Source organism: Cryobacterium lactosi (assembly GCF_004403945.1).
GTDB classification, from domain to species: Bacteria; Actinomycetota; Actinomycetes; order Actinomycetales; family Microbacteriaceae; genus Cryobacterium; species Cryobacterium lactosi.
Window position 1 is genome coordinate 61253 of sequence record NZ_SOHM01000034.1, and the last position, 25062, is coordinate 86314.

At 65.0% G+C, this 25062-nt stretch carries 18 protein-coding genes, 1 tRNA gene and 1 pseudogene; 13 read left to right on the forward strand and 7 right to left on the reverse strand.

The genetic code is table 11. The features are described from left to right. Positions 1-165: 165 nt before the first annotated feature. Positions 166-888 (reverse strand): maleylpyruvate isomerase family mycothiol-dependent enzyme, encoded by a 723-nt coding sequence (locus tag E3T61_RS16730; RefSeq protein WP_420898495.1) that lies wholly within the window; start codon positions 886-888, stop codon positions 166-168. A gap of 131 nt (positions 889-1019) precedes the next feature. Here E3T61_RS16730 and E3T61_RS16735 point away from each other — a divergent pair, with 131 nt between their 5' ends. Then, positions 1020-1217 carry a hypothetical protein gene (locus E3T61_RS16735; RefSeq protein WP_134641991.1) on the forward strand — a complete coding sequence of 66 codons (198 nt, stop codon included), beginning with the start codon at positions 1020-1022 and terminating at the stop codon, positions 1215-1217. A gap of 209 nt (positions 1218-1426) precedes the next feature. On the opposite strand, the gene speB is transcribed toward E3T61_RS16735, so the two are convergent. The 3 genes from speB to E3T61_RS16750 all read right to left on the reverse strand — a co-directional run bounded on the left by speB (position 1427) and on the right by E3T61_RS16750 (position 6178). After that, positions 1427-2398 carry an agmatinase gene (speB, locus tag E3T61_RS16740; protein ID WP_134641992.1) on the reverse strand — a complete coding sequence of 324 codons (972 nt, stop codon included), beginning with the start codon at positions 2396-2398 and terminating at the stop codon, positions 1427-1429. A gap of 1575 nt (positions 2399-3973) precedes the next feature. Next, the gene (locus E3T61_RS16745) at positions 3974-5002 is read right to left on the reverse strand and encodes a S66 family peptidase (RefSeq protein ID WP_134641993.1); all 1029 of its coding nucleotides are present in this window, start codon (positions 5000-5002) and stop codon (positions 3974-3976) included. A 537-nt stretch (positions 5003-5539) separates the two neighbouring features. Beyond that, positions 5540-6178, reverse strand: coding sequence for a hypothetical protein (locus tag E3T61_RS16750; RefSeq protein ID WP_134641994.1), 639 nt, complete (start codon positions 6176-6178; stop codon positions 5540-5542). Between the two features lie 613 nt (positions 6179-6791). Here E3T61_RS16750 and E3T61_RS16755 point away from each other — a divergent pair. The 4 genes and pseudogenes from E3T61_RS16755 to E3T61_RS16770 all read left to right on the forward strand — a co-directional run bounded on the left by E3T61_RS16755 (position 6792) and on the right by E3T61_RS16770 (position 11024). After that, positions 6792-7200 (forward strand): annotated as a pseudogene (locus E3T61_RS16755) (RidA family protein). An 884-nt stretch (positions 7201-8084) separates the two neighbouring features. Further along, on the forward strand, positions 8085-8750 hold the full coding sequence (locus tag E3T61_RS16760) for a hypothetical protein (RefSeq protein ID WP_134641995.1): 666 nt from the start codon (positions 8085-8087) through the stop codon (positions 8748-8750). Further along, a complete protein-coding gene (locus E3T61_RS16765; protein WP_134641996.1) occupies positions 8747-9259 on the forward strand; it encodes an RNA polymerase sigma factor in 513 nt (170 codons plus the stop codon). Before E3T61_RS16760 ends, E3T61_RS16765 begins: the two co-directional genes overlap by 4 nt. A 1135-nt stretch (positions 9260-10394) precedes the next feature. Then, positions 10395-11024 carry a recombinase family protein gene (locus tag E3T61_RS16770; RefSeq protein WP_134641997.1) on the forward strand — a complete coding sequence of 210 codons (630 nt, stop codon included), beginning with the start codon at positions 10395-10397 and terminating at the stop codon, positions 11022-11024. 75 nt (positions 11025-11099) lie between these two features. Here E3T61_RS16770 and E3T61_RS16775 read toward each other — a convergent pair. From E3T61_RS16775 to E3T61_RS16785, 3 genes are all read right to left on the reverse strand, one after another. Beyond that, positions 11100-11171 (reverse strand) — tRNA-Arg (locus E3T61_RS16775). A 75-nt stretch (positions 11172-11246) separates the two neighbouring features. After that, a complete protein-coding gene (locus tag E3T61_RS16780; RefSeq protein WP_134641998.1) occupies positions 11247-12701 on the reverse strand; it encodes an HNH endonuclease signature motif containing protein in 1455 nt (484 codons plus the stop codon). 108 nt (positions 12702-12809) lie between these two features. After that, positions 12810-13451: an iron ABC transporter ATP-binding protein gene (locus E3T61_RS16785; RefSeq protein ID WP_134641999.1), complete on the reverse strand. Its 642-nt coding sequence runs from the start codon at positions 13449-13451 to the stop codon at positions 12810-12812. A 58-nt stretch (positions 13452-13509) separates the two neighbouring features. Between E3T61_RS16785 and argS the strand changes: the two genes are divergently transcribed. The 8 genes from argS (at position 13510) to prfA (ending at position 25014) form a co-directional block, all read left to right on the forward strand. Beyond that, a complete protein-coding gene (gene argS, locus E3T61_RS16790; protein ID WP_134642000.1) occupies positions 13510-15186 on the forward strand; it encodes an arginine--tRNA ligase in 1677 nt (558 codons plus the stop codon). Positions 15187-15210: 24 nt separating this feature from the next. Next, positions 15211-15990, forward strand: coding sequence for an LmeA family phospholipid-binding protein (locus E3T61_RS16795; protein ID WP_134642001.1), 780 nt, complete (start codon positions 15211-15213; stop codon positions 15988-15990). 145 nt (positions 15991-16135) lie between these two features. Further along, positions 16136-17605 carry a diaminopimelate decarboxylase gene (gene lysA, locus E3T61_RS16800; RefSeq protein WP_134642002.1) on the forward strand — a complete coding sequence of 490 codons (1470 nt, stop codon included), beginning with the start codon at positions 16136-16138 and terminating at the stop codon, positions 17603-17605. After that, positions 17602-18939: a homoserine dehydrogenase gene (locus E3T61_RS16805; protein WP_134642003.1), complete on the forward strand. Its 1338-nt coding sequence runs from the start codon at positions 17602-17604 to the stop codon at positions 18937-18939. The genes lysA and E3T61_RS16805 overlap by 4 nt, the downstream gene beginning before the upstream one ends. Beyond that, positions 18939-20057: a threonine synthase gene (gene thrC / locus E3T61_RS16810; protein ID WP_134642004.1), complete on the forward strand. Its 1119-nt coding sequence runs from the start codon at positions 18939-18941 to the stop codon at positions 20055-20057. Before E3T61_RS16805 ends, thrC begins: the two co-directional genes overlap by 1 nt. Further along, on the forward strand, positions 20054-21007 hold the full coding sequence (gene thrB, locus E3T61_RS16815; RefSeq protein ID WP_134642005.1) for a homoserine kinase: 954 nt from the start codon (positions 20054-20056) through the stop codon (positions 21005-21007). The genes thrC and thrB overlap by 4 nt, the downstream gene beginning before the upstream one ends. A gap of 297 nt (positions 21008-21304) precedes the next feature. Then, a complete protein-coding gene (gene rho / locus E3T61_RS16820; RefSeq protein WP_134642006.1) occupies positions 21305-23935 on the forward strand; it encodes a transcription termination factor Rho in 2631 nt (876 codons plus the stop codon). Continuing rightward, on the forward strand, positions 23935-25014 hold the full coding sequence (prfA, locus tag E3T61_RS16825) for a peptide chain release factor 1 (RefSeq protein WP_066593635.1): 1080 nt from the start codon (positions 23935-23937) through the stop codon (positions 25012-25014). The genes rho and prfA overlap by 1 nt, the downstream gene beginning before the upstream one ends. The last annotated feature ends 48 nt before the right edge of the window (positions 25015-25062 follow it).

The window sequence follows — 25062 nt, forward strand, 5'->3', positions numbered from 1 at the left end:
AGGCGTCGGCCCAGTTCAGAGGAGACGCCATCGGGATTCGTTTCGTCGGGATTCCCCAGCTAAGGCGCACCGGGAGTGCTCATTTGTCCCTTCCGACGAGAACGGCCGCAAGGGTGCGTTATCTGCGACAGTCTTCCGGGCTTCATTCCCCCACAGTATCCACGCCTACTGCCCTTCGGGTCCAGCGGAGAGGTGCTTTGCGAAGGCTAATGATGCGGACCCGGCCAGTTCGGTCGGTCGCACCGGGCGCCCGGACAGTGCCAGCAGGAGAGCCAGCGCGGTTGCATGCACATCGGGACCAGAGCCCGAAAAGAAGTCGGCGTCGACAGCGACGAGGCGAAAGCCTGCGGCCCGCTCCCTGCCTCCACCCATCGAAACTGACGTCTTGAGCTGATGCCGCAGCGCCGGGAGCACGTGATGGAGCGGATACTCGCGCTGCACTCCCAGCGGGCGACGAACGTCCTCCCCGTGCACGATGGCCTCCACGAGACGAGTCGCCGGCGCGGCTGGCGGCGTCTTCGTCTCCGTGACGATCCGACCGAACTCAGCGAGCGTCTCCGCGGGACTTGCCCGCCGTTCGCGCACCACGCCGACCGCGTTGTCGCGGTCGAAATCGAACCGTGCGACCAGCATTCGTCGGGCGAAGCCCAGCCGAGTGGTCTTGGCCGAATCGATCAAGTGGGACACAACGTCGTGAACGTCCCACCCCGGGCACAGCGACGCCTCCGCCCACCGGTGCACCGGAACGTGGGAGAGATCCGATCTCAGTGCGCGTCGTTCCTCGTGCACTGCCGCCCACACTCTGGCCCATTCCTGAGAAGACATGCCGCAACTCAACCACGATCGCAGGGATGACTGCACGCGTCTGCAGTAAATAGGGGCGTGCATCAACGGCGAGCTGTGCCGTGACTAGGTCATTTCACAATGCTTCCAGGTGGCCGGCGCGCAAGCGGGACCTCCAACGGGTACTCGCGCGGAGGCTGGCGCTTCCGACACTCCCAGATTGCGACGGTGCCCGTATGACTGTCCCGACATCAAGCGCGATCCTGAACGTGATTGCCTGGCAAGCCGATGCCCTCATCATCGTGCTCACCGCAGCAGGCGCGCTGACCGTCCTCCACGCAACCGCTGGAGTTGAATCGGCACTGTGGCTAGCCGCCTGCATCGGAGTTGTGGTGGCCCTCGCCGGGCGCCGCATCCGCGCCTTCGCGGTATAACGCCCGGCGGACCGTCGACAGGTGCAGGTCTGTGAGTCTGTCGCGTATCCCATGGGTGTCGACACACGGAGGTTACGAGACAAGAGCGAAGTGCCGACTGTCGTTATATTCCCCGCAAGAGGAACCCTTTGCGGACGGTGTTAGCCGACTGCACCCATTCTTGCTGCGGGATCGATTCCCGGTGGCCATCCGTTTTCAGAGCCGATTGGTTAGAGGCCGAAATGCTCTTTGTCATATGCCATGAGTGAGAGCACTTCCCAGGCGGTGTGTGCCGCCACTAGTCCTGTCAAAGCTGCGTGGTCGTAGGCTGGCGCCACTTCTACGATGTCCGCACCCAGGATCCCAATGCCAGTCAGCCCTCGAAGGGTGGCGAATAACTCTCGGGTGGAGAGTCCGGCGACTTCCGGTGTGCCGGTAGCTGGCGCATGGGCCGGGTCGAGGACGTCGATATCGATGGAGATGTAGATCGGTCCACCCTCAACACGATTGCGGATGCGCTCGACGATCGTCGCCGCTCCGTCTGTTTCGTAATCGTCAGCGCGGATGATCTGGAATCCCAGCACTCCGTCGGCTTCAAGTTCGTCCTTGTCGTAGACACCACCCCGGAGCCCAACGTGGATGCATCTTTCGAGATCCAGCAGCCCTTCCTCGGCTGCGCGTCTAAACGGCGATCCGTGCCAGATCGGAGCTCCGAAATGCGTGTCCCAGGTGTCTAGGTGGGCATCAAAGTGGATGACGCCGACAGGCCCGTTCTTCTTGGCAACCGCCCGAAGCAAGGGGAGAGCGATCGTGTGGTCTCCGCCAAGCGTGACCAGTCGAATCCCTTGTTCCGCGTACTCGTCCGCCGACTTCTCAATCGATGCCACCGCCGCCTCGATGCTGTACGGGGTGACTCCGAGGTCACCGGCGTCAACGACCTGATTTACCTTGAACGGGTACACGTCGTGAGTCTGGTGATAAGGGTGAAGTTGCCGGGAGGCTTCGCGAATGTGGTTCGGTCCGAAGCGCGCGCCGGGCCGAAAACTGGTGCCGGCGTCAAACGGAATGCCCAGTACTGCCACGTCCGCCCGTCGAACGTCTTCGATACGCGGAAGGAGGGCGAACGTCGCGAGACCCGCATAGCGCGGGTAGTCAGGGATGTCGCGCTGGCCTATGGGAACGCTCTTCGCTGAGTCAGACATGTGGACGACGCTACCAACAAGAAGGCGCGTGGGCCCGAATGCCGGAGGGTGGCAGGTCGTCAGCGGTCGAGCCTGGCGAGACCTTGGGAAGCTACTACCTCATCACGGCGAAGACCTAGATGGGCGACCGGCACTGCGAAGGGAGCCCCTATGAACTCCAGAGTCAGCTACTGCCTCGATTGCGCTGAGAGCTCTTTCCAGTTCGGTCGAACCTGCCATGCCACGAAGGCACTCGCTGCAAGGAATGCACCAAGCGCGGCCGGGATCCAGGGCTGAATGGAGGCATCCGGACCAAGGCTGGCGGGCAGGACCAATATCAGAGTGGCAGCAGATGCAACCACAAGGATGAAGAAAACAAGAAACCGCGGAACAGATCGTTTCATCGTGCCACCACCCTAGTCGAGCAGCCGATAACGGCTGGGATAGAGACACTACCTACGAGTGCGATCCCGCCGATGCACGCGGCGCAGACGATAGCGGTCGGAGGCGGATTGGGCCCGTGCCGATCGGCCTCCTTGTGCCCATCGTCACACCGGTAGCTGACGTCGCCATCTTGAACGTCATCGCCTGGCAGGCGGATGCCCTCATCATCGTGCTCGCTGCGGCGGGCGCGTTGACCGTGCTCCACGCCACCGGCGCACAGCCGACCCGTTCCCCGCGCCCGCCGGCACCTCCCAGCGCGCTGTGCCGCTGGGAGTGCCGGGGCCGCCCCGTCATGGCGGCGCGGACGTGTCTGCCAGGCTGGCGAGCCCGGTCAAAGTGTGAGCGCGACGGCGCGCGGTTAAGTGTGGCCGGACGGCTCACCGTCAATGCAGGCCGGAGCGTCGCAGCAAAAGGATGAGAGCTGGAAGCGCCTTAGGAGGCATGGTGAGCTGAGCGTCCTCGCTCAGACGAGCTTCGCGTTGAAGCGAGCTGCTCTAGCTTCGCGTGCCTGGTGGATTCGACGCCGGATCGGGAAGCAAATGACCAGGTCGATGAGCCAGATCAGTGGATGAAACAGGAGGAGAACGACAGTGCCTTGAATCCCAGCATAGGAGTCATCGTTGCCCCAGCCGGTCGCGTTGAATGGCACACGAGGGGTGAGCGGAGCAACGGTCCTCACGCTAGCCGCAGTCAGCGGGCCGGGCACCCAGGTGCGACGGACCAGGTCGCGGTGGGCACGCTTCTGTGTGCGGATGTCTCGGCGGATCTGGGGTTGAGTCTTCATGTCACTCACATGTGCGTTTAGAGAGCTCATCTTAGTCGGACAACCGCCAGCGCTGTCCGGGCTCCGATGACGATGGTGGTGCCCGCCGGCGCCGCAGTGAAGCCCGCCGATCGCATTCGATCCGTGAAGAGCAGGGCCATCAAGACGGAGGTTCCACGCACCGCACATGAACGCGAGTCAACCGGGAAAAGCGTCTAGCCACCGTCTCGTATCCCGACCGATACGAGACACGGCTGGATGCGAGACAAGTCGCCCTTCACTTGCTCGTAAACGGGAGAGGTTTCCGTGTCTCGTATCCCATGGGATATGAGGCACTTCGGTTACAAGACACGTTGGAGTGTGGCTCTCCGCGTGACGGCGGCAGCGGGTTATGGCACGAGGTGCTGGGTGATGCGGCCACGTCCTTCGATCAGCTCGATCTCAGCAAGGGCACCGTTGACGAGCGGCATCTGCGGCGGCTGATGGCCAATATCGAAATCTACGATGATTGGAATGCCCAGATCCCCTAGCGCTCTCTCTATCGCGCCGAGTTGAGTGAGACCGTCAACTGCGGGGGCGGTCGTGCGTCCAATTAGAACTCCTGTGGCGTGTGTGAACCATCCGGCTAAGCGCAACGACCAGAGCATGCGCAGCACGGTCGAAGCTTCTGCACCCGCCACTTCAAGGTAAACGATTATGCCCTCGGGGGCATGGCGCTCTGCAAAGGCAGAAACGTCCCCGAAAGGTGAGCCTGCGAGCAGCGAGACAGTTTCCAGACATCCTCCGATGAGGCGACCACGCATTTGTGACGTGCGGTCATTGTCCAGCGTCCGCCAGTTAGTTGTCGTTTCGTAGGCTGCATCGCGGGTCAGCGGCTCGTCCGCCCAAGCACCCCACGGCCGTGACCTCCGTCGCGGCGCCGAGAACTGTGTGAAAGACGTCCCCACTGACATGGATGCCACTTCGGTCCACCGTCGGAATTCTTTTGGCAACTCCCACGGCTCGTCCATCAGGTTTGCCCCGTGGAGGGTCGCGACACCTGTGGTGATCGTGAGTGGCATGAGCAGCGTGGCAATGTCTGACCAGCCGACGAACCATTTGGGGTCGGCGGCGAGTGCCGACCAGTCAAGATCCTCTACGAGCTCTACCGCCAGCTCGCCGCCCCACGGAGGAAGTATCGCACGGGCCGGCCCGGCGAACGCAGCGCTCAACTCCGATCGCCGTTCGGTGGCCGGAGCGGGCACGAGACCGCCACGCCGGGCGAGTTTTCCTACGACCACGGTGAAGCCTCGTGCTTCGAGGTCGTGCGCCCCTCGGTCAAGTCTCGGGTGCATGTCCGCAGGAACCCCCATTGAAGGGGCTGGCACAGAAATCTGATCGCCAGGTGAGAGAGCACGCGGATATCGCACGTTGGTCATCGGCCAACTCTAGCGAGCAGCCGACGTCGCGAAGTCGGGTTGGAGAGTGAAAGCACTGGCGGGGTGATCGACGGGAATACCTGGTGACTCGCAGCCCTACCGGTCGCGCGCAGGGCCTGCCTCGCGTCTTCGCGTCTCGTATCCCATCGGTTTCGACACGCTGAGGTTTCGAGACAGAGCTCACAAACCAATCGGACCGCACGTGGCGAGCTGGGCTGAAGCCTATCCAGGTGAGCAGTGTGCCTATATCTCGAGCCGACTCCCAACACTTCGTAAGCGTCGAAGGGTAAGCGAACGGGGCACGCGGGTGCCTTTTGGCGCTTGGGCGGCGTTCAGTGAACGATAGTCGGCACCTGTCCCAGGCCGCTCCGAGCGTGGCGCGATCGTCTAGTTCGGCGATGGCTTGGTGGAGTAGAGTTCGTTCCGCCTCACTCATGTCGACCCGATCAAAGAAAGGCCTGATATTGGGCGTTGAAGTGAGTGTCGATGACGTCATCCGACTGTTCAAGGGCGAGGGGAACCTGTCAAGTCAACGCCTCAGGAGTCAGTCTGTTCGAACTTTAGTATCTGGACTGTTGCATCGCCGTTTTTACGTATGCTCGCGACAAGGGCTGCGATGCCAAGCCCGAACGTACCCGCTAGATTACCCAGGTATCCCAGCAGGATCACGTAATCGGTAGATGCCGGCAGATCGGCACCGAGTGCAACTCCTAATACACCTTGGAAGAAGTATCCAGCTGCAGCGATCGCGAGAACCCAAAGCGGCGCCCATTGCCACGGTTGCGGAACTACTCCGGCGCGTACAATCTGGACCGCGGCGATTGTCGCAGATGCAAGGCGGACAGTAATGTCAACATTTGCGAAACCGCCTGCACCCATTGGCGCAACAAGTCCGATGAGTTGTATCAAGAGCGGCCAGACGCCAAATACCAGCATCGCGGTCATTCCGAGAGGCCGGCGATCGACGACGCTGGCTCGGGGGTGCAGGCCGAACGCAAACAAAAGAACTGCGATTAGATATGTGAAGCACGCCAGTGTTTGAAGAAATGTCGACGCCCCCAAGAACGCTGATGACAGTAAGCCCAGCACCCCAGTAAGAATGAGGGCAGAGCCTCCCAATATCCAGGTGGTGCGCGTTGCCGTCATCTGAGCCGACCGTTCTGAGACGTTGGGCATTTTTCCACCTTCAAGGCCGGGAGAAGGCTGGCGGGCATCGTTGGCGTTCGAAGCAGGCCCCCAAGGCCTAATGCCTGCTGTTCATGAGAACCAAACTGCTCGTCGCCGGGAATGGGTTCGGCAATACCGAGGTTTGCGCCTGGGCGAGCACTTCCGTGTTGATTCTACCCACGTACAGCTTCGTCATGCTGGCTCCAGCCTCGAGGTTGGCGATTAATGGAGTCTGGCTCCTCATCGTTCTTACTCACCAACTGAACCTAACTTGGAGCGATTCCGCCGCCCACAGGACGCCGATGGACCTGATCAAGGCAGACCTTCGGCGCTTGTCGCACACATGACTAATGACGGTGTTCGCGCTAGGGCAGTGTGCCTGGAAAACGTGCGGATGCGAGACAGGTCCAGATACGCGACAGGTCAACGTGCCGTGCGTTGCGTCAGCGGGCGATTTCTTACGCCTTGTATCCCATGGGATACGAGGCATCCCGGTTACGAGACACATCCCCAGTCGCGCGCGCATTTCAGCCGGCGGCTTAGTGAGTTTCGACCTGACGCGACTGTTACTAGGTTCACCTCTTCGCTGTTCACGCGACGAGTCCTCAAATAGGTTGAGTGCATGTCCCAAGCAGTGTCCCTTATTCGCTCAGCTGACCTTTCCGACGTTGCACAGTATGCCTACGCCGCAACCGCTCCCGCCGAAGCGCGCCTCATCTTCTTGGCCGATGCCTGCCCGCTGGACCTCGATGGCAGCGTGGTCGGAGTCGGAGACTACGTCGCGCAGGCCGGCAAGGCCATGGAGAACCTCCGTATCGCCCTGAAGGCGGCAGGAGCCCAACTCGATGACGTAGTGAACACCCGTGTCCTCGTGGCATCCTCGAGGTAAAGTGACCTCGTCGACGCGTGGGCGGTCGTTCGAGAGGCGTTCGGCCAACACGATGTACCGAGCACGCTCATGGGAGTCACCGTACTCGGCTACACGGATCAGCTTTGTCGAGATCGAAGCTGTGGCCACCGTAATCGACTGAAGTCGTCCCAAGCGGCACCTGACCACGGCGCAACGCAGTCGCATAACTCATGGGATATGAGGCACATGGGTTTCGAGACATCCGAAGGACGGAGAGAAACAAAAGCTCACCGTTGGCTTTGGTCGATAGCTCTCACGGCTTTTGAAAGCGGAGGTTGCACCTCAACTCCAGTTCCATCGACGTCGTCTGCTAGTTTTCTCGCACGAGGCAACGGGGTGGGAGAGCGCTGATGATGAGGCATCAAGGCAGAACTGGACGAATTTGGATTTCAACAGGACTCGTCCTTCTATCCCTTTTGGCAATGTCGGGTTGTACGACAGATGATGCCACCTCTCAAGTCCGATCGTTTCTTGCTACAGACGCTGGTCCTGAGGACGCCCTGCCACCGGACGCTGTAGCGGACGGGCTAGATGCGGAATCAAGCCGGCAGGTTGGAACAAAAGGGGACGTGACGTATTACGTCGCCGATTTCAAGGACCCGCGAACCGGTGCCGCGGGCGTGTGCATAGTCCTCATCAGTGAGATCGCTCAGTTCTCCAATTCCGCGTGTGGATCGGCCGTTGGCATGCGAACTACCGGCAGCGAAACCGGGGGTGCAGAGATCGTTCAGAAGGGTGATGAAACACCGGACGGGTGGGTTCGACTAAGTGATTTCCTCATTGTGAACCCTGACGCCAAGAACTAGCCCTTTTCGGGCTTCCAATGCCCCCTTCCTCAACGCCACCGTTCTCGTTAAAGGAACGGAGTGGCGTGGGAATGTGCCCCCAGGGCGATTTCCGTGCCTTTGCCCAGATACTTGCGTCGAGCAAGCGGACTAAATTTTGGCGACATACGGCTGTGCTGGACATGTCCATTAGTAAGAGCCTGATCGAGAGGAACTAGCCATGGACAATCTCACCGATGCCGAGCAAGACGCGTTGGATTCGGCGTTAGATCGCTCGAGGGCGATGCTTACAGAACCGGACGACCTGCACACTGAGGTCCAGACGATGCTTCACCAGTTGGAGGATCTCCCTCAAGGTCACAGGGCTCGCACTGGTCGGATGCGCCGCGTGGTCTCGGTCTTCGCGCTGAGCGCCCTACTGGTCGGCGGCGGTGTCAGTGCGGCGGCAGCGTCTGGTCTGTGGTCGTGGTGGGCGGACGACCCAGATCTCTCATACGAGTTCACCCTTCCTTCTGGCGCCAGCTGCGAAGTCCGCTATGGGCTGATGTCGACCAACCCCGGGACCGCGCCAGTAGACAGCACGAATCTCGATGCAGGACTCGCTGAATGGCTGACCACCAACGACGTTCTCTCGCTTGCTGACGTGGCCGGCGCCGTGACGGCGTTAAAGACAGGCGAAGTAGAGTTCTTCGCCGTGCACTTTGACGACGACGGCACCGTGACCAAGGAAGCTGTGCGTCCCGATGAGAGCCTGGACGCCGACAAGTTTTACGCTACCGCGGTGGAATACGCTGTCGCCGAGGTAATTAACCTGGAAGTAGCTGCGCGCCATCTACCGGGCATCGCCTACGGCACCGAAAGCGCGTGCGGCGGAGTCATACAGTGACACAGTCTGCTCGACACCTGACCGAAGTTTTAGAGCGAGAGTCGGCAGATTTGCTGCGCTACTTTCGTCGCCGTGTCGCCCTGGAGGACGCTGCTGACCTGCTGGCGGAGACCGGTATGACTGCCTGGCGTCGAGCGGATGACCTCCCCTCTGATAGTGAGGGAGCGCGTCGGTGGCTGTTCACTGTCGCACGCAACACCTTCCTCAACTATCAGCGTGGGCAGCAACGACGACTGGCGCTCGCTAGCCGTGTACGTGCAGTCCTGACCCGCGCGGATCATGTCTCTCCGTCCGCGGATGACGGGATAGAAGTGCGCGACGCGATCAGTCGACTGCCTCCTGAGCTAGCGGAACTCGTCCGACTCATTCATTGGGACGGGTTCACCATCGCTGAAGCTGCTGAGATCATCGGCATGTCGGATACGACCGCGCGGACGCGATATCAGCGCGCCCGCGCTGAACTGCGCGCGACGCTGTCGGCAACAATCAACACCAAGTCGTCAATCTGATGCGATTCGGTAGCGGCGACAATTTGAAGGTCGGATGAGGGCTGGTTGGGAGGAAGCGGGCGGATCACCCACACCGCCAGCCCTGGATCGTCGCGTTCCGGTCTCTACCACCTGCCAGGCGTCGAGTTGGAAGGCGATCTCCTTGGCCTCGTATCCCATGGGGGTCTGAGGCACTTCGGTTACAAGGCGCGCACGTGGATGGGTGGGTTGCCGCTCCCTACATGAGTGTTCGGAGATGGGCCTTATTAGCCTCGAGGCGGGGTGAGCGTTCGTACCGTGCCAGGACCTAGATCCACCGTGATGTCTGAGGCAGGATCGAGGCCAGGCGGTGGACGGAGTTCATATGTCTGAGCAGACATGTCTGCCGTGCAGAAGAACCCACCTGTCTGCTCGATCTCGACCTCAAGCTCTGTTGGTGAAGTGACCTCTACCGACGTCGGCGCATTTGGGCACGAGGAGCTCCCGAAGGTCACCAGGGCTAAGCCCTCGCCCCTTTCAATCCAATAAATCGCCGGGTCCCAGTCGACAAAGTCACCAGGCCAGACCTCCACGGGGCTGCCTCGATAGGTGGTCTCGTAGACTCTGGTACCCGAGCAGGCGACTAGCCCTCCAAGAACAAGCACGAACCCCAGTCCTAAGAACGTCAGGATGGCATGTCTACGAAACGGTCGATCTGGACGGACAGTCTTCGTTCGCATCGCTTGCCCCATCCCCTCGGCCCATACGTATTCCGAACCATAACGGGTTCCCTCTAATTTCGACCCGAAGTTGCCGAGATGCCGCCCATCGCCAACGGCATGGTCCCACGACCGAAGCCGCTCAATCACTGAAAATGTCATTGATAGCCCCGTGGTGCAACCTGCGTAGCCCAGGTGTCCTCCGCGCGGACCAGTGCCTTCTTTCAGGTCGCCTGAACAACCGAAATAGAGGGGCACGTCATTCGCTAAGGGCGTCAAGGACGCCTGTCATTCATGTGTCTCGAAACCCTACGGATATGAGACGTCTCACGGCTGTGACCGGCAGTTTCTCAGATCCCCGGTGATTTCCCGAGTCAGCGATTCGCACAACTACGTCGCATAACGTTCTTCCTGGATTACAGTGCGCATCGTTAGTTATGAGACAACGGAGGAGTGCCGTGATCAAGCTGATCGGCTACGCGCGAATTTCGGTTCGGCAGCAAGCTGCGGACGGACAGCGGGCCGAGCTTCTAGCGGCGGGTGTGCGGCGTGACGACCTATATATCGATGAGGGGAGTTCCGGCGCTCGTGCAGGTCGGCCTCAGCTTGACCTCGCACTCACTGCGCTTGAGCCTGGCGACACATTCGTGATCGCGACCTTGGATCGGCTGGGTCAGTCGACGCAGAACGTTATTGCGCTCGCCGAGAGGCTTAGCGGCCGCGGCGTTGAACTTCGTGTTCTCGATCTGGGCGGCGGAGAGGTTGACACCGCGACACCGACGGGAGCCATGCTGTTCACGGTTATGGCTGCTCTCGGGCAGATGGAACACGACATCAAGCGTGAGCGCGTGCTCGACTCGATCGATAGACGCCGAAAGGCCGGCAAGAACCTGGGTGGCCGTCCACGAAGAATCACCAACCGACAGATCCGGAACGCCAACAAACTCATTGAAGCCGGAGAACCAACGGCACAGGTTGCACGCGACTTCGGAATGTCCCGCGCTACGTTCTACCGCCGGGCCCGCGCGCTGGGACTGATGCCAGATCAAGCTGGTGACGAGACCTCGGAAAGCGAGGGTGCTAGCTGACGAGCACGGAGCGCGGACAGGGGATGGTCCGAACTGGGCGGCAAGAGTCCGGACCAGCGTGTCACGTGACAAGAGTGCCCCCAGGCAGATTCGAACTGCCGCCCCTGCCTCCGGAGGGCAGTGCTCTATCCCCTGAGCTATGGGGGCCCAGGAACCTCTAGGTTAGCATCCCTGGGCGGACGACTTTGCGCCGATGATGGTGCTGGCGTCGAACCGCGTGGGTCAGAACGGGGGAGGAGTGTCGGTGCTGCCTTGCTGCGGTGGGGAGGGTGCCGGGCTGATCGGGGTAGGCGACGTGCTGTCGTAGGTGGTGGGGGCGTTGGCGGTGGCGGGGTCGTAGGTGGCCGGGTCGGTGTTGGCGGGGGCGGAGGTGTATTTTCTGCTGCTGGGGGTGGTCCAGGTGAGGGTGCCGCCGGGGCCTTGGTTGGTGGTGAAGCTGGATTGGTGTTTGAGCCGGTGGCAGGGTGTGCAGAGGTGCACGAGGTTGTCCACGTCGGTGGGTCCGCCGGTGTTCCAGGGCCTGGTGTGGTCGATTTCGCTGAGGGTGGCGCGGCGGGTGCAGCCGATGCCTTGGCAGGTTCGGTCGCGGGCGTCGAGGTAGCGGCGCATGTCCGCCGGCGGGGTGTATTGCTCGCGGCCCATGCTGAGCCGGCAGCCGGTCTCGGGGTGGGTGAGGATCCGACTCCAGCTGGTCGCGGTGCCGGCGATGCGGCGGGCGGTCTCGGGGTCGATCGGGCCGTAGCCCTCGAGGATCGCGGGTTCATCGCTGCGACCCAGCAGCGTCAGTGCGGGGACGGTGAGGTGCACGGTGCCGCGGATGCCGTGTCCGAGCCCGGCCGGGCCGACGCCGTCTAGGAGTAGGTCGCGGTAGGCGTCCGCGCGGCGCTGGTCCTTGGTGCGGGCAGTGCCGCTGCCGGAAGGGCCGCTGCTGGTCGGGTCAGCGCCGGGTGCCGAGGCCTCGGCGCGCTCGTCGGTGTCGAGGGTGGTGGCGATGCGGCTGAGCCGGTCGTAGATCGCCTGGGCGTCCTCGGCTTTCAAGTAGGCGTTCAGCCACGCCATGCCGTCGGCGTCGGGCCGCAGTACCAGCCTTCGTGTGACGAAGCCGGCGTCCGCGCGGGTCTGCAGGGGCACCGGGTGCATCCGCTCCAGGATCCGGCCGGCGACCCGGGCGAACTGGGTGGAGGTGAGTTTCTCCGCTGCGGGCAGCACCTTCGCTTCGAACGCGGGCAGGATCTCCTCGGGCGCCCCGTCGGTGAGATCGAGCATCTTCAGCGCGTGCCCCCAGGTGATGCTGCCGCGAGCCAACGCGGCGTGGAACTGGGGTAGTTGGTCGGTGAGGCGGACGGCGTTGAACACCATGATCCCCGCCGTGCTCGCCTTCAACCGCAACGCCCCCGCGGCTTCGGCGGCCATGCACCGGCGGGCCAATTCCTCGTCGTCCCAGGCGGGGCCGTGCGCGCCGGTATCGGGGTCGTTCCGGCCGGACTCGACCGGGTCACCGCAGAGGCCCGCGATGATCCGCGGGTCGTGGCCGAGCCGATCCAGCTCGGCCAACAGCCGGGTGCGCTCCGCAAAGCCGGCGGCGATCACCTTCTCGTTGGCGATCAGCGGGTCGATCACCGCACCGATCGCCGCCGCTATCGGGTCTACTCCGGGTGTGGCATCTGAGGTGGCCATAGCGACAGTGAATCACCCGCCACCGACATTCCCAGGCCCGAAAAGACACCTGTGGGAAAGCACTTGAATACTCGCCTGTGGAGGAGGGGCGCGCCCTTCCGAGTGCCGCTACAGGTTGCCGAGAACAGTGCCCATGATGCGCTCGGCGTCGCCGGGCTCGATCATGGTGGGCGACGTGACGGCCACCCAGTAACCGCCGGTGAAGACCTGGGCGGTTCCGGTGGCGGCGCTGAAGTAGCCCTCCACATCGGGAGCGCTGCCGTAGGTCGGCACGATGTCGCCGCTGGCCAGGGCTGCATCCTTCAGAGTGTTGGCGAGAGTGTCGTTCGGCATCGCCAGCGACACCTCGATGACCTCGCCGCTGGACTGGTTGAGCCAGCCGCACGAGATGCCGTTGTATTCGGTCGCGGTCAGGGCCGCTTCACTAGACGCGGAGTAATCCGGGTCGACACCCACATTGGGATTGAGGTTGTACACGTCGTCGGCCGTCAGTACCTGGTCGCAGCTCTTGTCCACAGCGGTGCCTTCGGCGACCGGCGCGGGGGTGGCCGTGGCGGTGGGCTCCGCGGTGGCGGAGGGCTCGGACGTAGCCGTGCCGGAGGGCTTAGCGGTGGCCGACGCGGTGGGCTCGGTGTCGCCAGCCGGTGCGCATCCAGCCAGGGCCATCAACACGAGCGAAGCGCCCGTGAGGGCGAGAGCGGCGCGCAGTCGGCGGCCGTTGGCGAACGAGGACGAGCTGGAGTGGGTCACGGGTTGACCTTACCAACTGGGACGCCACCAACTGGGACGCCGGGTAAGCTTGTTCGCCGTGACCCCTGCCGAACTTTCCCAGTCCCTTCTCGACCTCGTCAACTCTTTGGTCGAGCGCCGACGTGGCGAGGGCGCGGAGATCGCCGACCTCGGCCTGAGCGTGGCCGATATGTCGCTGGAGCGTCCGCGCAACCGTGACCACGGCGACTGGGCTTCGAGCGTCGCCATGAAGATCGCCAAGCCGCTGGGCACCAACCCGCGCGCCGTCGCCGCCGAACTCGCCACGGGCCTCGAGGCCATGCCCGAGATCGCCTCCGTGGAAATCGCCGGCCCCGGCTTCATCAACATCCGCCTCGAGGCATCCGCCGCTGGAGCCTTGGCGCAGACCATCGTCAACGCCGGCCCGGCCTACGGCACCGGCCACATGTACGACGGCATCAAGATCAACCTCGAGTTCGTCTCGGCCAACCCCACCGGCCCCATCCACATGGGCGGCGTGCGCTGGGCCGCTGTGGGCGACAGCCTCGCCCGCGTGCTCAAGGCCGAGGGCGCGGATGTGACGCGCGAGTACTACTTCAACGACCACGGTTCGCAGATCGACAGGTTCGCCCGCAGTGTGCTGGCCGCCTACCTCGGCGAGCCCACCCCCGAGGACGGCTACGGCGGAGCGTACATCGGTGAGATCGCCAACAAGGTTGTCGAGATCCACGACGGCGACATCGCCAGCCTGCCCCGCGACGAACAGCAGGAGATCTTCCGCTCCATAGGCGTCGACCTCATGTTCACCGAGATCAAAGAGAAGCTGCACGGCTTCGGCGTCGACTTCGACGTCTTCTTCCACGAAGACTCGCTGCACGAATCCGGCGCCGTCGACCGCGCCATCGCGCGTCTGCGCGAACTCGGCCACATCTTCGAAGCGGATGGCGCCATCTGGCTGCGCACCTCCACCTTCGGCGACGACCGCGACCGCGTCATCATCCGTTCCAACGGCGAACCGGCCTACATCTCCGGCGACCTGGGCTACTACCTCAACAAGCGTGAACGCGGCTTCGACCAGAACCTGATCATGCTCGGCGCCGACCACCACGGTTACATCGGCCGCATGATGGCCATGGTCGAGGCGTTCGGTGACGTGCCCGGCGTCAACCTGCAGATCCTGATCGGCCAGATGGTCAACCTGCTCAAGGACGGCGAGCCCGTGCGGATGTCCAAGCGCAACGGCACCATCGTGACCCTCGACGACCTCGTCGACGCCGTCGGCGTGGACGCCGGCCGCTATTCGCTGGTGCGCTCATCGAGCGACTCGCAGCTGGACATCGACCTGGACCTGCTCGGCAAGCGCACCAACGAGAACCCGGTGTTCTACGTGCAGTACGCGCACGCCCGCACCTGCTCGGTGAGCCGCAACGCCGTCGACTCCGGCGTGGACCGCAGCGCCTTCGCTCCCGAACTGCTCACCCACGACAGCGAATCCGCCCTGCTGGGCGTGCTGCAGGAGTACCCGCGCGTGGTGGCCCAGGCCGCGGAACTGCGCGAACCCCACCGCATCGCCCGCTACATCGAAGAGGTCGCCGGCTACTACCACCGCTGGTACGACAACTGCCGGGTCATCCCGCTGGGCGAGGAGCCGGTCACCGACCTGCACCGCACCCGCCTGTGGCTGAACGACGCCACCGGCCAGGTCATCCGCAACGGCCTCGGCCTGCTCGGCGTCTCGGCGCCGGAGCGCATGTAAGCAGTCGCCCGCTTGACTGCCACGATGCCGAAACAACGCCGCCCCGCCCGCCGCCTGCTGGTGGTGGTCGTGGCGGTGCTCGCGCTCGTGGGCATCTACTTCGCCGTCGATGCGGGGCTCCGCAGCTACGCGCAGAACCGCATCGCGAGCGAGATCAACACCAAGCTGCCCGAGGGCGTCACGGGCGACGTGAACGTGGCCATCGGCGGAAGTTCGGTCATCTTCCAGTACCTCACCGGCAGTTTCGAACTGGTGCAGCTGACCGCGCCGGAGCTGGCCGTGAACGGCGTGCCGGCATCCGTGTCGATTCAGGCCACGGATGTGCCCACCGACACGAGCCGGCCCATCGGCCACGTCGACGGAGCCATCGAGCTCGACCAGGACGCCCTCAACGCGCTGCTGCAGACCGCGCTGGCCGATGCGGATGCCGACCCTGCCGCGCGGAACGCCGAACTCACGCTCGGCACCGATGAGATCAGCTACACCGGGGAACTGAGCGTCTTCGGGCTGCCGATCGGCTACCAGGCCACGGCGAACCCCAGCGTCACCGACGATTCCCTCGTGCTCACCCCCACCGACGCGCAGGTCACCTCGGGAGCTGGCAGCCTCGATGTGAGCGGCCTGGTCGACCTGGTTCTCGGCAGTGCGCCGATCAGCCTGTGCGTGGCCGGCTACCTGCCCCAGGGCGTCACACTCAGCGATGTGCAGACCACACCGGAGCGCGCACGCATTACGCTGGAGTCGAGCACATTGACGCTCACCGAACAGTCGCTCACCACCCTGGGCAGCTGCTCGACCGCTTGATTCGGCGCGCGCAACTCGCAGTCGCTAGAATTCCGGTAGATTCCCGCGCCTCTTTCGGCGCGTCTCTTCGCTGGCTTCAGGGACCAATCCGGGTTCGCTCGCCACTTCGTGAGACACCCACTTGACTCCTGTGAGGTTTTCACCCGTGGCCCATAACCCACTCGCCCCCGAGTGGCTCAGCTCTCCAGCTGATGCCAACACGCTCGACGCCGCACTCTGGCCGTCTTCGGCGCAGCGCTCCGACACCGGCGCGATCACCATCGGCGGCGTCAGCGCCCCCGACCTCGCGGCCCGATTCGGCACCCCGCTCTACGTCATCGACGAGACGGATGCCCGCACCCGGGCCACCGAGCTCCGCGCCGCGTTCGACACCGAGTTCGCCCGCATCGGCACCACGGTCAAGGTGTACTACGCCGCCAAAGCCTTCCTCTCTACAGAGGTCGCCCGCTGGATGGTGGACGCCGGCCTGAACATCGACGTCTGCAGCGGCGGCGAACTCGCCGTGGCCCTGGCCGCCGGTGTCGCGCCCGCCCGGATCGGCTTCCACGGCAACAACAAGTCACGCACCGAGATCGACGAGGCCACCCGGGTGGGCGTCGGCACGATCATCATCGACAGCCCGATCGAGATCGTGCGCGTCGCCGAAGCGGCCACGCGCAACGGCGTCGTGCAGAACGTGCGCCTGCGGGTGAACAGCGGAGTGCACGCGCACACCCACGAGTTCCTGGCCACCTCGCACGAAGACCAGAAGTTCGGCGTGGTCTTCGAGGACGCCCCGGCCCTGGTCGCCGCGATCCGTGCAGAGCCCAGCCTCAACTTCCTCGGCCTGCACTGCCACATCGGCTCGCAGATCTTCGGCGTCGACGGTTTCGCCGAGTCGGCGTCCCGCTTGCTCAGCCTGCACGCCGAGCTGCTCGCCGGCGGCCCGGTGCCCGAGCTCAACCTCGGCGGCGGCTTCGGTATCGCCTACACCAGCGCCGACGACCCCAGCCCGATCACCGACCTGGCCGCCGGCCTCGCCGACATCGTCTCCGCCGAGTGCGCGCGCCGCGGTATCCCGCTGCCCGTGATCGCCATCGAACCGGGCCGGGTCATCATCGGACCGGCCGGCGTGACGCTCTATGAAGTGGGCACCATCAAGCCCGTGCGGATCGGCGAGAACACCCGGCTCTACGTGAGCATCGACGGCGGCATGAGCGACAACGCCCGCCCCGCGCTCTACGGCGCCGAGTTCTCGGTGCGCCTGGCCGACAGGGTCACGGATGCCGCGCCCGCTCTGGTGCGCATCGCCGGCAAGCACTGCGAAAGCGGCGACATCGTCGTGGACGCCGACTACCTGCCTAGCGATGTGGCCCCGGGCGACCTGGTGATGGTGCCGGCGACCGGCGCCTACTGCTGGTCGCTGGCCAGCAACTACAACTATTTGGGACGGCCCGCTGTTGTGGCGGTCGTCGACGGCGAAGCCAGGGTCATCGTGCGCGGGGAGACGATTGACGATTTGCTGGCGCGGGATGCGGGGGTCTACTTCGACAAGCTCAGCACGGCGTCGACGAGCTCGACCAACGGAACTGGGGCGACAAGATCGACCGACGAAATGAAGGAAACAACCCGATGATCGAATACCGCAATCTGCGCGTCGCCCTGCTCGGCGGTGGTTCGGTCGGTGCCCAGGTGGCCCGCCTGCTGCTCGAGCACAGCGACGAACTCGCCAACCGGGTGGGCGCGAGCCTCGAGCTCGTCGGCATCCTGGTGCGCGACCTCGACGCCCCGCGCACCGTCGACCTACCCCGCGAACTGCTCACCACCGACGCCGACTCGCTGATCCTCGGCGCCGACATCGTCATCGAACTGATGGGCGGCATCGAGCCGGCCCGCAGCTACATCCTCACGGCGATCAACTCTGGGGCCGACGTCGTGACCGCCAACAAGGCGCTGCTCGCCCAGCACGGCGCCGAGCTTTTCGAAGCCGCCGACCAGGTGGGCGCCCAGCTCAACTACGAGGCGGCCGTGGCCGGCGCGATCCCCATCGTTCGCCCCCTGCGCGACAGCCTCGCCGGTGACACCGTCAACCGCATCCTCGGCATCGTCAACGGCACCACCAACTTCATCCTCGACCGGATGGACACCGCGGGCGACACCCTCGAAGAGGCCCTCGCCACCGCCACCGCGCTCGGCTACGCCGAAGCCGACCCCACCGCTGACATCGAAGGCTACGACGCCGCGCAGAAGGCCGCCCTGCTGGCCAGCCTGGCGTTCCACACCAACGTTCCGCTCGAGAAGGTCTACCGGGAGGGCATCACGCAGGTCACCCCGCAGCAGATCGAGTCGGCACGCAAGGCCGGTTATGTCGTCAAGCTGCTCGCCATCTGCGAACGCCTCACCGACCCCGAGACCGGCGAGCAGGGCGTTTCGGCCCGGGTCTACCCCGCCATGGTGCACCGGGGCCACCCGCTCGCCGCCGTGCACGGAGCGAATAACGCCGTCTTCGTCGAGGCCGAGGCCGCCGGACCGCTGATGTTCTACGGAGCCGGAGCCGGGGGAGTGCAGACAGCCTCAGCCGTGCTCGGCGACCTGGTCTCGGTGGCCCGCCGGCACGTCATGGGAGGCCCCGGCTACGCGGCCTCCAGCCACGCCGACCTGCCGATTCTCGACATCGGCAAGGTCACCACTCGCTACGCCGTGACCCTCGAGGTGACGGATGAGCCTGGCGTGCTCTCCACGATCGCCGGAGTGTTCAGCAAAAACCACGTTTCGCTCGCTCAGGTCGAACAGTCCATGACGCTCGAAACGCCCGGAACCACCAGTCACGAGCCCGTGTCGGGCACAGCTACCCTAGTCATTGGAACGCACGAGGCCACGGAGGCTGCGCTTGCCGCGACCGTGAACGACCTTGCCGCCAACAGTGTCGTCACCAATGTCGCATCCGTTTTGAGAGTTGAAGGAGTCTGATGTCCAGCGAAGAGACCGGTCAGCACCAGTTGGTCAAGACCCAGTCCCGTCAGTGGCGCGGTGTGCTGCGCGAGTACGCCGACCGGCTGAACGTCACAGACGCCACCCCGATCATCACCCTCGGCGAGGGCGGCACGCCGCTGATCCCCGCCGCCGCGCTGTCCGCTCGCACCGGTGCCAAGGTCTGGGTCAAGTACGAGGGCATGAACCCCACCGGGTCGTTCAAGGACCGCGGCATGACGATGGCGATCTCCAAGGCCGTCGAAGACGGCGCCAAGGCCGTCATCTGCGCCTCCACCGGCAACACGTCGGCATCCGCCGCTGCTTACGCCACCCACGCCGGCATCAAGGCCGTCGTGCTGGTGCCAGAGGGCAAGATCGCCATGGGCAAGCTGAGCCAGGCCATCGCGCACAACGCCCAGCTGCTGCAGGTGCAGGGCAACTTCGACGACTGCCTCGATATCGCCCGTGACCTCGCCGCGAACTACGCCGTGCACCTGGTCAACTCGGTCAACCCCGACCGCATCGAGGGCCAGAAGACCGCCGCGTTCGAGGTCGTCGAGGTGCTCGAAGATGCGCCTGACTTCCACATCGTTCCGGTCGGCAACGCGGGCAATTACACCGCGTACTTCCGCGGCTACAGCGAAGAACTCGCTCGCGGCGCCACCACGAAACTGCCCCGGATGTTCGGCTTCCAGGCCGCCGGCAGCGCCCCGATCGTGCTCGGTCACCGGGTGGAGAACCCGGAGACCATCGCCAGCGCCATCCGCATCGGCAACCCGGCCTCGTGGGACCTCGCGCTGAACGCCCGTGAGGTGAGCGACGGATACTTCGGCGCCATCAGTGACGAGAAGATCCTCGAGGCCTACCGCATCCTCTCCGCCGAGGTGGGCATCTTCGTGGAGCCCGCCTCCGCGATCAGCGTCGCCGGCCTGCTCGAACGCGCCGACGCCGGCAAGATCCCCGCCGGCGCCACCGTGGTGCTCACCGTCACCGGCCACGGCCTGAAGGACCCGCAGTGGGCACTGCGCACCGCAGATGGCAGCGACGTGAAGCCCACGATCGTGCCCGTCGACACCGCCGCGATCGCCGAGCTGCTGGGTCTGGGCCAGAAATGACCACGGCGCTCCCCGTGGTGGGACGCAACGCACTGGCCGGCCGCTCGGTCGTCGTGAAGGTTCCGGCCACCACCGCGAACCTCGGCCCGGGATTCGACACCCTCGGGCTGGCCCTCGCCCACTACGACCACCTGCAGGTGGAAGTGCTGGACGAGGCCGGCGTCTTCGTCGAGGTGCACGGCATCGGCGCGGGTGAGGTGCCCACCGACGAGACCAACCTCGTGGTGCGCGCCATCGCGCACACCTTCGCCGCCTACGGGATCCCGTTGCCTGGGCTCAAGCTGGTCGCCGAGAACGTGATCCCGCACGGCCGCGGCATGGGCTCATCCGGTGCCGCGATCGTCTCGGGCATCATGGCCGCCAAAGGCCTGCTCGAGGGAATCGTCGAGATCGACTCCGACGCGCTGCTGGTGCTCGCCACCGAGATGGAGGGGCACCCGGACAACGTGGCGCCAGCCCTGTTCGGCGGCCTGACCATCGCGTGGATGACCCCGGAGGGCCCCAAGCACAAGAAGCTGATGGTGCACCGCGGCGTCTCTCCGCTGGTCTTCGTGCCCGTGCACGCCATGTCCACGGCCCTGGCACGCAGCCTTCAACCCGAATCGGTGCCGCACGAAGACGCCGTCTTCAACCTGTCCCGCTCCGCACTGCTGATCGCCGCGCTCATCCAGAGCCCTGAGCTGCTGCTCGCCGCCACCGAGGACAAGCTGCACCAGAGCTACCGCGCCGCGGCCATGCCGGAGACCAACCGGCTGATCACCCTGCTGCGCGAGCAGGGCTTCGCGGCCGTGGTCTCCGGCGCCGGCCCGTCGATCCTGGTGCTCGCCAGCGACCCCGGGCAGCGCCTGGTGGCCGCCGAACTGGTGGCCCAGACCAGCGAGACGCCCTGGCAGACACTGATGCTGGCCGTCGACTTCAAGGGCGCCACGGTCATCCGCACCGACGCCTGACTCTCGAGTCGCCGTAGAGCCCTTCCCCTTTGAACGGGGCGGGGCTCTTTCTGCGTGTCGGCGAATGTGCGCTGCCGGGCGAACCTGCTAGAGTGGTTGCGCACCCGATAGAAACCGCCTCAGCGTGGATCTGTTCTCTGGTGTATTCCCTGTAACTCACTGCTATCGCGTATTCCTGCGTGGCTGTGTGTGTTCACTCCAATCCGCCTCTGCGTGGGACTGGATCACCCGCAGCTACCTGCGCTGCAACATCTTCTCTGGCCAATTCGTAAGAGCCAGGGGAAAGGACAAGACTCCGTGACCAACGTCAACCTCCACGCCAACGGCGTGGACATCTCACGCCTGACCACCCTTCGCGTCGCCGAGCTTCAGGCTCTGGCGGGCGAACTGGGTATCCAGGGCGCATCCAAACTTCGTAAAGGAGAGCTCGTGGACGCAATCACCGCGAACCAGTCCCACACGACCGAGGCTGCGGCACCCGCCGACGCACCCTTAGAGGCTGCCCCCGTCGAGGCCGCACCCGCCGCCGTCACCGAGGCGCCCACCGAGGCGCCCGTCGAGGCCGCACCCAAGAAGCGGGTCTCCCGCCGGGTCTCGACGGCCACGTCGGCACCCGCCGTCGCCCACGTCAACGCCGACGGCGACCTGGGCCTCGGCCTGATCATCCCCGAGGCCGCGAAGACTCGCAAGACCACGGCCCCCACCACATACGCCGGCGCCACCGACAACATCGTTGCCGACGCCCCGGTCGTTGAGAAGCCGGTTCGCCAGGCGCGCAAGCGTGCCAGCACCGCCACGATCACCGAGGCCGCCATCGCCGAGGCCGTCGCCACCGCGAACGCCGCTGAGGCCGCCGCCCCCGTCGCCGAGACCGCCGCCCCCGTCGCTGAGCCCGCCACGGAGCAGACCGGAAACGGCCGCAACCGTCGTGGCAACGGCCGCAACGAGAACCGCACCGACTCGCGCACCGAGAACCGCAACGAGTCGCGCAACAACGGTGGCCGCAACGGTGGCAATAACCGCAACAACAACAACGCTGCCACCGCCCGCAACGCCTTCGACGCGCGCAGCCTGATCGACGCCCAGAACGCCGAAGACGGCTACGAGGCCCCGACCGACACGACCGACGCCGCACCGGCAGAGGCCGATTCCGCCGAGGCCGTCAGCGCCGAGAGCACCGAGTCGCGCATCCAGCGTCCGGAAGGCGTGGTTCGTGCCGAGCGCTCCGAGCGCGGCGGACGCCAGCGCAACCAGCGCGGTGGCCGTGCCGAGCGCACCGAACAGACCGAGCAGACCGAGCAGGTTGAGCCGACCGAACAGGTCGACACGACCGAGCAGGCCGACACCAGCTCCACCGAGCAGACCGACGAGCAGTCCGAGCAGTCGGAGCAGCCCCGTCAGGGACGCAGCCGCAACCGCAGCCGCGGCGGCGACCGCAACCAGAACCAGCAGGGCGACCGCAACCAGGGTGACCGTGCCCAGGGCGACCGCGCTCAGCAGGCGGATGACCGTGGCGCCGAGCGCAGCGACGACCGTCAGGCCAACCAGCGCCAGACCGGCAACCGCGGCCAGGGCCAGGACCGCCAGAACGACCGCCAGCAGAGCGACCGCGCCCAGCAGGAACGTCAGGGCCAGGACCGCAACCAGGGCCTGGACCGCAACTCCGGCCCCGAGGACGAGCTGAACGGCCGCAACAACCGCAGCCGCTTCCGTGACCGCAAGCGTCGCGGCGCCACCACGAACGACGACTTCGAGCCCGAGCTGACCGACGATGACGTGCTCATCCCGGTCGCCGGCATCCTGGACGTCCTCGACAACTACGCCTTCGTGCGCACCTCGGGCTACCTGCCCGGCGCGAGCGACGTCTACGTCTCGCTCGGCCAGGTCAAGAAGTACAACCTGCGCAAGGGTGACGCCGTCGTCGGCTCGATCCGTCAGCCGCACGAGGGCGACCAGAGCGGCCGCCAGAAGTACAACGCGATCGTCAAGGTCGACTCCATCAACGGCCTGACCGTCGAGGAAGCCGCGACCCGCGTCGAGTTCCAGAAGCTCACCCCGCTCTACCCGCAGGAGCGTCTGCGCCTCGAGACCGAGCCGGGCAAGCTGACCCAGCGCATCATCGACCTCGTCGCCCCGATCGGCAAGGGCCAGCGCGGCCTGATCGTCGCACCGCCCAAGGCCGGCAAGACCATCGTCATGCAGCAGATCGCCAACGCCATCGCCACGAACAACCCCGAGGTCCACCTCATGGTCGTCCTGGTCGACGAGCGCCCCGAAGAGGTCACCGACATGCAGCGCACGGTGAAGGGTGAGGTCATCGCCTCCACCTTCGACCGTCCCGCCGAGGACCACACCACGGTCGCCGAGCTCGCCATCGAGCGCGCCAAGCGCCTCGTCGAGCTGGGCCACGACGTCGTCGTGCTGCTCGACTCGATCACCCGCCTCGGCCGCGCCTACAACCTGACGGCCCCGCCGTCGGGTCGTATCCTCTCCGGTGGTGTCGACGCATCCGCGCTGTACCCGCCCAAGCGGTTCTTCGGCGCTGCCCGCAACATCGAGAACGGTGGCTCGCTCACCATCCTCGCCTCCGCTCTGGTGGAGACCGGGTCCAAGATGGACGAGGTCATCTTCGAAGAGTTCAAGGGCACCGGCAACATGGAGCTCCGCCTGTCGCGCCACCTGGCCGACAAGCGCATCTTCCCGGCCGTCGACGTCAACGCATCCGGCACCCGCCGCGAAGAAATGCTGATGAGCGCCGATGAGGTCAAGATCACCTGGAAGCTGCGCCGCGCCCTCGCCGGACTCGAGCAGCAGCAGGCGCTCGAAGTCATCCTGGGCAGGCTGAAGGAGACGTCCTCCAACGTCGAGTTCCTGATGCAGGTTCAGAAGTCGATGCCGACCCCGAACGGGTCAGACAAGGATCACTGATGTTCGAGTCTGTCCTGACTCTGCAGGCTGAGCACGACGAGCTGCAGTCCCAGTTGGCGGACCCGGAGTTGCACGCGAACCCCGCCCGTTCCAAGAAGGTCAACCGTCGTTACGCCGAGCTCAGTCGCATCATCGCCGCGTGGAACGAGTGGAAAGAGATTGGCGACAATCTCGAAGCCGCTCGTGAACTCGCCGACGAGGATGAGTCCTTCGCCGACGAGATCCCCGGGCTCGTGGACCAGCTGGAGGACGCAGCCGAAAAGCTGCGCCGCCTGCTGATCCCGCGCGACCCGCTGGACGCCCGCGACGTGATCATGGAGATCAAGATGGGGGAGGGCGGTGCGGAGTCCGCACTGTTCGCCGCCGACCTCCTGCGAATGTACCTGCACTACGCGGAGTCCAAGCGCTGGAAAACCGAGATCATCGAGCAGACCACGAGCGACCTCGGCGGCATCAAGGACATCCAGTTAGCCATCAAGGGCAACTCGGCTGACCCCGCCGAGGGCGTCTGGGCGCACCTCAAGTACGAGGGTGGTGTGCACCGCGTCCAGCGGGTGCCGGCCACCGAGTCGCAGGGACGCATCCACACCTCGGCGGCGGGCGTTCTCGTCTTCCCCGAAGTGGATGAGCCCGAAGAGGTCGAGCTGCACCCGAACGACCTCAAGATCGACGTGTACCGCTCCAGCGGGCCCGGCGGCCAGTCGGTCAACACCACCGACTCTGCCGTGCGTATCACCCACCTTCCCACCGGGATCGTGGTGGCGATGCAGAACGAGAAGAGCCAGCTGCAGAACAAGGAAGCGGGTATGCGGGTGCTCCGCGCCCGCGTCCTCGCCCGGCAGCAGGAAGAGATCGACGAGGCTGCCTCGTTGGTGCGCAAGGGCCAGATCCGCACGATGGACCGGTCAGAGCGCATCCGCACGTACAACTTCCCGGAGAACCGGATCGCGGACCACCGCACCGGCTACAAGGCGTACAACCTGGACACCGTGATGAACGGTGCCCTGGATGCCGTCATCGACTCGTGCATCACCGCCGACGAGGCCACCCGCCTCGCCGAGATCGGTGACCACGACTAGCTCCTGCTCCACCTGAGAAGGCGCTCCGGCTTCGGCCGGGGCGCCTTT